The organism is Pseudomonas sp. GW821-FHT05H12 (assembly GCF_059419385.1).
In genome coordinates this window covers 81,071-88,026 of sequence record NZ_JBWKRS010000030.1, presented here as the reverse complement: position 1 = coordinate 88,026, position 6,956 = coordinate 81,071, and the positions used below count along the sequence as shown (strand labels likewise).

7 protein-coding genes are annotated in these 6,956 nt (G+C 62.8%); 6 read left to right on the top strand and 1 reads right to left on the bottom strand.

The window, feature by feature from the left end:
- Nucleotides 1-85: 85 nt before the first annotated feature.
- Nucleotides 86-769 (bottom strand): DNA-3-methyladenine glycosylase, encoded by a 684-nt coding sequence (locus AC07SU_RS23320; RefSeq protein WP_494998352.1) that lies wholly within the window; start codon nucleotides 767-769, stop codon nucleotides 86-88.
- A gap of 175 nt (nucleotides 770-944) precedes the next feature.
- On the opposite strand from AC07SU_RS23320, the gene AC07SU_RS23315 reads away from it, so the two are divergent.
- From AC07SU_RS23315 to rodA, 6 genes are all read left to right on the top strand, one after another.
- Entirely contained in the window at nucleotides 945-2,210 is a 1,266-nt protein-coding gene (locus AC07SU_RS23315) for a glutamate-5-semialdehyde dehydrogenase (RefSeq protein ID WP_494998351.1), read from the top strand.
- On the top strand, nucleotides 2,210-2,854 hold the full coding sequence (nadD, locus tag AC07SU_RS23310) for a nicotinate-nucleotide adenylyltransferase (protein ID WP_176998534.1): 645 nt from the start codon (nucleotides 2,210-2,212) through the stop codon (nucleotides 2,852-2,854). Before AC07SU_RS23315 ends, nadD begins: the two co-directional genes overlap by 1 nt.
- Before the next feature lie 69 nt (nucleotides 2,855-2,923).
- On the top strand, nucleotides 2,924-3,418 hold the full coding sequence (gene rsfS, locus AC07SU_RS23305; protein ID WP_010206793.1) for a ribosome silencing factor: 495 nt from the start codon (nucleotides 2,924-2,926) through the stop codon (nucleotides 3,416-3,418).
- A gap of 9 nt (nucleotides 3,419-3,427) precedes the next feature.
- Nucleotides 3,428-3,895: a 23S rRNA (pseudouridine(1915)-N(3))-methyltransferase RlmH gene (rlmH, locus tag AC07SU_RS23300; protein ID WP_003176297.1), complete on the top strand. Its 468-nt coding sequence runs from the start codon at nucleotides 3,428-3,430 to the stop codon at nucleotides 3,893-3,895.
- Nucleotides 3,896-3,910: 15 nt separating this feature from the next.
- Complete coding sequence (gene mrdA / locus AC07SU_RS23295; RefSeq protein WP_176998533.1) at nucleotides 3,911-5,809, top strand: penicillin-binding protein 2; 1,899 nt, start codon at nucleotides 3,911-3,913, stop codon at nucleotides 5,807-5,809.
- A 31-nt stretch (nucleotides 5,810-5,840) separates the two neighbouring features.
- Nucleotides 5,841-6,944 (top strand): rod shape-determining protein RodA, encoded by a 1,104-nt coding sequence (gene rodA / locus AC07SU_RS23290; protein ID WP_050442794.1) that lies wholly within the window; start codon nucleotides 5,841-5,843, stop codon nucleotides 6,942-6,944.
- Nucleotides 6,945-6,956: the final 12 nt, after the last annotated feature.

Here is a 6,956-nt window from a genome sequence, read left to right as displayed (position 1 = left end):
CCCCCCCCCCCCCCCCCCCCCCCCCCCCCCCCCCCCCCCCCCCCCCCCCCCCCCCCCCCCCCCCGGGCTCCTACGGGTCGTGTGATCAAATTAAAAAGTAGTCGCGGCCTTCGACCTGGCCCCGGCGCAGCGGGTTCCGGGTGCAGTAAGGCGCGTAGCCCGCATCGACAAAGCGGTACATCAGCTGTTCATCGCGCCCGCTCGGGATGCCCAGGCGGGTGGTCTGGATGATCTGGCTCGGGGTCTGGCCCACGTCTTCAACGTAGAGCAACTCCTGGTCGAAGCGCTTGGTGTCCCACATCGGCACTTTCAACCCCAGCGCCTTGCACAGCAGGGTCTGGCCGGCACACAGCTTCTGCGACGGGCGCGGGCTGCCGTTGGCATCGGGGTTGTTCAGCAGCATCTGCGCCAAACTGGCCGGGCCGGACGTTTCATCGACCCACGGATACGCCGACTTGATCAGCACGGCGTTGCCCGGGCCCTGGGCGCTGAAGTTCAGCGAGTCGCCGCCACGGGCGTAGTACATATAGATATGACCGCCATCCAGAAACAAAGCCTTACGCTTTTCTGTGTAGCCGAGGGAAGCGTGGCTGCCTTTTTCGGCCAGGTAATACGCTTCGGTTTCAATAATTCGCGCCGAAAGCCAGAGATCGCCTACGCGATGGCGGACGATTTTTCCGAGCAGATCCTGGGCGAGCAATTGCGCGTCGCGGTCGAAGAAGCTGTCGGGCAGGGCGCTGGCGGGCAGTCGGGGGGTAAAACTGGACATGGCGGTCTGGGGTTAATACGGCTAAATGTGACGGAATCATAACAACTCCCACCTTAATTACCGCTGAAGCCCAGGTTTTTACAGTTCATTTCGACCATCCGCCCCTCACCGCTGTCAGTCGAGCGGCGTCACAGCTATAATCTGCCGCTTTCCTCCCTGCCAAGACTCCCTGACCATGACTGAGTCCGTTCTTGACTACATGACCCGCCTGGGTCGCGCTGCCCGTCAGGCCTCGCGGTTGATCGCCCGTGCGAGCACCGCGCAGAAGAACCGCGCCCTGCTGGCGGCCGCCGACGCTCTGGATGCTTCGCGCTCCGAGCTTGCCGCCGCCAACGAGCAAGACCTGGCCAACGGCCGCGCCAATGGCCTCGAGCCAGCCCTGCTGGACCGCCTGGCGCTGACCCCGGCACGTATCGACGACATGATCGAAGGCCTGCGTCAGGTGGCCAAGCTGCCTGACCCCATCGGTGAAATCCGCGATATGCGCTACCTGCCGTCCGGCATCCAAGTGGGCAAGATGCGCGTGCCCCTGGGCGTGATCGGCATCATCTACGAGTCGCGCCCGAACGTGACCATCGACGCCGCGAGCCTGTGCCTCAAGTCCGGCAATGCCACCATCCTGCGTGGCGGTTCCGAAGCCATTAATTCCAACCGTGCCATTGCCGCGTGCATTCAGCAGGGCCTGGCCGTGGCCGAACTGCCGGCCGAAGTAGTGCAAGTGGTCGAGACCACTGACCGTGCCGCCGTTGGCGCGCTGATCACCATGCCGGAATTCGTCGACGTGATCGTGCCGCGCGGTGGCAAGAGTCTGATCGAGCGCGTCAGCCGTGATGCCAAGGTGCCGGTGATCAAGCACCTGGACGGCGTGTGCCACGTGTATATCGACATCGCTGCCGATATCGACAAGGCCATCCGCATCGCCGACAACGCCAAGACTCACCGCTACGCCCCGTGCAACACCATGGAAACCCTGCTGGTGCACGCCGGCATTGCCGAGCGCGTGTTGCCTCCATTGGCGGCTATCTACCGCGACAAGGGCGTGGAGCTGCGCGGCTGTGAGCGCACCCGTGCGCTGTTGGGCGCGGACGTGATCGAAGCCACCGAACTGGACTGGTACACCGAATACACGGCGCCGATCCTGTCGATCAAGCTGGTCGACGACCTGGACGAGGCCATCGAACACATCAACACCTACGGCTCCAAGCACACCGACGCTATTGTTTCCGAGCATTTCAGCGATGCCCGGCGTTTCCTCAACGAAGTGGATTCTGCCTCGGTGATGATCAACGCCTCGACGCGCTTTGCCGACGGCTTCGAGTACGGCCTGGGGGCGGAGATCGGTATCTCCACCGACAAGCTGCACGCACGCGGCCCGGTCGGCCTGGAAGGCCTGACCAGCGAGAAGTACGTGGTGTTCGGCGACGGTCATGTGCGCACTTGATGGGTAAACGCATCGGGCTGCTCGGCGGTACTTTCGACCCCGTGCACATTGGCCATTTGCGCAGTGCCCTGGAAGTCGCGGATGCCCTCGCGCTGGATGAGTTGCGGGTGATGCCCAACGCCCGGCCACCGCACCGCGATACCCCGCAGGTGTCGCCGCAGCAGCGCCTGGAAATGGTGCGCCTGGCAGTGGACGGCATTGCGCCGTTGGTGGTGGACGACCACGAGCTCAAGCGTGATAAACCGTCCTACACTGTCGATACCCTGGAAGTGATGCGCGCTGAAATGGCCGCGGATGACCAGTTGTTTCTGCTTTTGGGCTGGGACGCATTTTGCGGCCTGCCCTCTTGGCATCGCTGGGAGGAACTCCTCCAGCATTGCCACATCCTGGTTTTGCAACGCCCGGATGCCGACAGCGAACCGCCGGATGCCTTGCGCAACCTGCTGGCCGCGCGGTCGGTAAGTGACCCCTTGGCCCTGACCGGGCCGAACGGGAATATTGCATTCGTCTGGCAGACCCCGCTTGCGGTGTCCGCCACCCAGATCCGTCAACTGCTGGCCAGCGGGAAGTCGGTACGTTTCCTGGTGCCTGACGCGGTCCTGGCCTACATCGATGCGCACGGGCTTTACCGTGCGTCGAACTGAAAAGGCGCGCTTGAACGTACGTACAGTCGTACAGCGAGCGCCCGAACATACGAGCAAAACGAGTTTTATATGACGAACAAAGACGTAAGCAAAGTTAAGCGCAAAGGCACGTTCAAAAGCGCCCCGCTGCCAGTTGAAGCCCACACCGGCCCTGAGCTGGCGGGCGAAGAGCTGGTAAAAGTGGCCGTGGCTGCCCTGGAAGACGTGAAAGCCCAGGACATCCAGGTGCTGGACGTGCGCGACAAGCAGAGCATCACCGACTACATGATCATCGCCACCGGTACCTCGAACCGTCAGATCGGCGCGATGCTCGACAAAGTCCGCGAAGCCGTCAAAGCCCAAGGCGTCAAGCCGCTGGGTGAAGAAGGCAAGGGCGACAGCGACTGGGTGCTGCTGGACATGGACGACGTGATCGTTCACATGATGACTTCCAACGCTCGCCAGTTCTACGACCTGGAGCGTCTGTGGAAAGGCGCCGAGCAGAGCCGTGCCGCCGATGGCAAGCACCACAGCCCGGAAGTGGGCCACGCGCACTTCGACAAGCTGAACAAAGACCAGGAATAAGGAACGGCTGTGCGCCTGCGTCTGATTGCTGTCGGTTCACGCATGCCCAAGTGGGTGGAAGAAGGCTGGCACGAGTACGCCAAGCGTCTGCCCGCTGAGCTGTCTCTGGAACTGGTAGAGATACCGCTCAACACCCGGGGCAAGAATGCCGATGTGGCGCGCTTTATCCGTCAGGAAGGCGAAGCCATGTTGGCCAAGGTCGGCCCCAACGAGCGCATCGTCACCCTAGAAGTGCACGGCAAACCCTGGAGCACCGAGCAGTTGGCGGTGGAACTGGACCGCTGGCGCCTGGACTCGCGCACCGTCAACTTCATGGTCGGCGGCCCCGAAGGGCTGGCACCGGAAGTCTGTGCGCGGGCGGACCAGCGCTGGTCGCTGTCGGCGCTCACGCTGCCGCACCCGCTGGTACGCATCCTGATCGGTGAACAGCTGTATCGCGCCTGGACAGTCCTGTCCGGGCACCCTTATCACAAATAATCTGCGCCCCTCCCGATGACCCAGCCGATCCGCATCAAGGACCACGAGAAAGACGCACGTCTTGTACGCGCGCGCGTGGTGTTTGGCGCAATCCTGGTGGTGGCTTTATTGGGCGTGCTGATTGCGCGCCTGTATTTCCTGCAGGTGATCCAGTACGACTATCACTCCACGCTGTCGGAGAACAATCGGGTGCACGTGCAACCGATTCCGCCGACGCGCGGGCTGATCTTCGACCGCAATGGCGTGGTGGTCGCGGACAACCGGCCGAGCTTCAGCCTGAGCATGACCCGCGAGCGATCCGGCGACTGGCAGCAGATCCTCGATGTGATCGTCGAAGTGCTGCAACTGACGCCGGAAGACCGGGTGATCTTCGAGAAGCGCATGAAGCAGGGGCGCCGGCCGTTCGAGCCGGTGCCGATCCTGTTTGAGCTGACTGAAGAGCAGATCGCGCGCATCGCGGTGAACCAGTTCCGCCTGCCCGGTGTTGAGGTGGTGGCGCAGTTGGTGCGGCATTACCCGCAAGGGCCGCACTTTGCCCACTCCGTCGGCTACATGGGGCGGATCAACGAGAAAGAGCTGAAGACCCTCGACCCGGTCAACTACAGCGGCACCCACCATATCGGCAAGACCGGTATCGAGCGCTTCTACGAGCCCGAGCTGCACGGCCAGGTGGGTTACGAGGAAGTCGAGACCAACGCCCGTGGCCGCGTGCTGCGGGTGCTCAAGCGCACCGACCCGGTGCCGGGCAAGGACATCGTGCTGAGCCTGGACATCAAGCTGCAGGAAGCCGCGGAAATGGCCCTGGGTGGTCGGCGGGGTGCGGTAGTGGCGCTGGACCCGACCACGGGCGAAGTATTGGCCATGGTCAGCCAACCGAGTTTCGACCCCAACCTGTTCGTGACCGGCATCAGCTTCAAGGCGTACGCCGAGCTGCGTGATTCCATCGACCGGCCGCTGTTCAACCGCGTACTGCGCGGCCTGTACCCGCCCGGCTCGACGATCAAGCCAGCGGTGGCGATTGCCGGCCTGGATGCGGGCGTGGTCACGGCCTCCAGCCGGGTGTTCGACCCGGGCTACTACATGCTGCCCAACTACGACCACAAATACCGTAACTGGAACCGCACCGGTGACGGCTATGTCGACCTGGACACCGCAATCATGCGCTCCAACGACACCTATTTTTACGACCTGGCCCACAAGCTGGGGATCGATCGCCTGTCTGCCTACATGGGCAAGTTCGGCCTCGGCCAGAAAGTCTCCCTGGACATGTTCGAAGAATCCCCTGGCTTGATGCCATCGCGGGAATGGAAACGGGCGACCCGTCGCCAGGCGTGGTTCCCGGGTGAAACCCTGATCCTCGGGATCGGCCAGGGCTACATGCAGGCCACGCCGTTGCAACTGGCTCAGGCCACAGCGCTGGTGGCGAACAAGGGCATCTGGAACCGCCCGCACCTGGCCAAGACCATCGAAGGCGAGAAGCCGGTGGATGAGAACCCGATTGCCGACATCGTACTGCGTGACCCGTCCGACTGGACCAAGGTCAACCACGGCATGCAGCAGGTGATGCATGGCGCGCGGGGCACTGCGCGCAAGGCGGCCGTCGGTGCGCAATACCGCATTGCCGGCAAGAGTGGTACGGCCCAGGTGGTCGCGATCAAGCAAGGCGAGAAATATGACCGCTCTAAGGTCCAGGAGCGCCACCGTGACCACGCCTTGTTTGTCGGCTTCGCGCCGGCTGACGACCCGAAGATCGTGGTGGCGGTGATGGTCGAGAACGGCGAGTCCGGCTCCGGCGTCGCGGCGCCTGTGGTGCGCCAAGTGATGGACGCCTGGCTGTTGGCCGACGACGGCAGGCTCAAACCCGAATATGGCGGCCCCCCTTCAAGCACCGAGGTTACGGCCCGTGAAGAGTAATTTTGACCGCATCCTCTCCAGCGAGGACGTGATGCGTCGCCGTGCGACGCTGCTGCAGCGCATGCACATTGATGGCCCGTTGCTGATCCTGCTGCTGACCCTGGCGGCCGGCAGCCTGTTCGTGCTGTATTCGGCCAGCGGCAAGAACTGGGACCTGCTGATCAAGCAAGCGTCGTCGTTCGGCCTGGGCCTGTTGTCGATGGTGGTGATCGCCCAGCTGGAGCCGCGTTTCATGGCGCGCTGGGTGCCGCTGGGCTACGTGGCTGGCGTGTTGCTGCTGGTGGTGGTGGACGTGATGGGCCACAACGCCATGGGTGCGACCCGCTGGATCAACATCCCGGGGGTGATTCGCTTCCAGCCGTCGGAATTCATGAAGATTTTAATGCCGGCGACTATCGCATGGTACCTGTCCAAGCGCACCTTGCCGCCACAGCTCAAGCACGTGGGTATCAGCCTGATCCTGATCGGCGTGCCGTTCATTCTGATCGTGCGCCAGCCGGACCTCGGGACTTCTTTGCTGATCCTCGCGGGCGGCGCGTTCGTGCTGTTCATGGGCGGTTTGCGCTGGCGCTGGATCCTCAGCGTGCTGGCCGCCGCCGTGCCAGTGGCCGTGGCGATGTGGTTCTTCTTTATGCACGACTACCAGAAGCAACGGATCCTCACGTTCCTCGACCCGGAGAGCGACCCGCTGGGCACAGGCTGGAACATCATCCAGTCGAAGGCGGCCATCGGTTCCGGCGGCGTATTTGGTAAAGGCTGGCTGCTGGGTACCCAGTCGCACCTGGACTTCCTGCCGGAAAGCCACACCGACTTCATCATTGCGGTGATGGGCGAAGAGTTCGGCCTGGTGGGCATTTGCGCGTTGTTGTTGATTTATTTGCTGCTGATCGGTCGCGGGCTGGTGATCACTGCCCAGGCGCAGACGCTGTTCGGCAAGTTGCTGGCGGGCAGCCTGACCATGACCTTTTTTGTTTATGTTTTCGTCAACATCGGTATGGTCAGTGGCCTGCTGCCGGTGGTTGGGGTGCCGTTGCCATTCATTAGCTACGGCGGAACTTCGCTGGTGACATTGCTGTCAGCGTTTGGGGTTTTGATGTCGATTCATACGCATCGCAAATGGATCGCACAGGTTTGAATAAGGTGAAGA

What these genes read in the sequence shown, in the direction of transcription:
- AC07SU_RS23315 (WP_494998351.1), top strand. Translation starts at nt 945, where the DNA reads ATGACTGAGTCCGTTCTTGACTACATGACCCGCCTGGGTCGCGCTGCC.
- rsfS (WP_010206793.1), top strand. Translation starts at nt 2,924, where the DNA reads ATGACGAACAAAGACGTAAGCAAAGTTAAGCGCAAAGGCACGTTCAAA.
- rodA (WP_050442794.1), top strand. Translation starts at nt 5,841, where the DNA reads ATGCGTCGCCGTGCGACGCTGCTGCAGCGCATGCACATTGATGGCCCG.
- mrdA (WP_176998533.1), top strand. Translation starts at nt 3,911, where the DNA reads ATGACCCAGCCGATCCGCATCAAGGACCACGAGAAAGACGCACGTCTT.
- AC07SU_RS23320 (WP_494998352.1), bottom strand. Translation starts at nt 769, where the DNA reads ATGTCCAGTTTTACCCCCCGACTGCCCGCCAGCGCCCTGCCCGACAGC.
- nadD (WP_176998534.1), top strand. Translation starts at nt 2,210, where the DNA reads ATGGGTAAACGCATCGGGCTGCTCGGCGGTACTTTCGACCCCGTGCAC.